The organism is Bowmanella dokdonensis (assembly GCF_017254865.1).
GTDB lineage: Bacteria > Pseudomonadota > Gammaproteobacteria > Enterobacterales > Alteromonadaceae > Bowmanella > Bowmanella dokdonensis.
Genome location: NZ_JAFKCV010000109.1, coordinates 1 through 425, shown reverse-complemented (window position 1 = coordinate 425; position 425 = coordinate 1). Strand labels below are relative to the sequence as shown.

The 425-nt window shown below is 50.8% G+C and carries 1 protein-coding gene; it reads right to left on the bottom strand.

Annotation, left to right across the window (positions count from 1 at the left end; translation table 11 throughout):
- Nucleotides 1-425, bottom strand: a 425-nt coding sequence (locus J0A66_RS21770) for a prephenate dehydratase domain-containing protein (RefSeq protein ID WP_277603614.1), incomplete at both ends; no start/stop codon positions are given.

Below are 425 nucleotides of genomic sequence, written 5' to 3'. Positions count from 1 at the left end.
GGCTTTCTGGCGACGACAATAAAGCGGCTGTGGTTTTCTTTCTGGTTGGCCAGATTGGACTTAATTGGGGTCAAACCATATAACGCTCCACCAGGAGCGCTGCCTATGGCAGCGATGCTTGGGTCTTGCATCTCAGACACTTTCAACATGGCGGCAGAGGTACTATCGGTGGGCTTAACCTCAATATTACCCAGCTCCGCTAAAAAGTGGCTACATTGGGAGAATACCTGAGGGTGGGCATACAGGGTCTTAAGCTTACTGATATCGGTATCACAGGCGACCAGCAGCGCATGTTCAACCGGGTGGGTTAGCTCGCCGATAATAGACAGACTGGTATGTTGCAGTACGTCAAATACTTCATTGATACTGCCGGAAGAGGTGTTTTCAATGGGGAGTACCGCATAGTCGGCTTCGCCGGTTTCCAC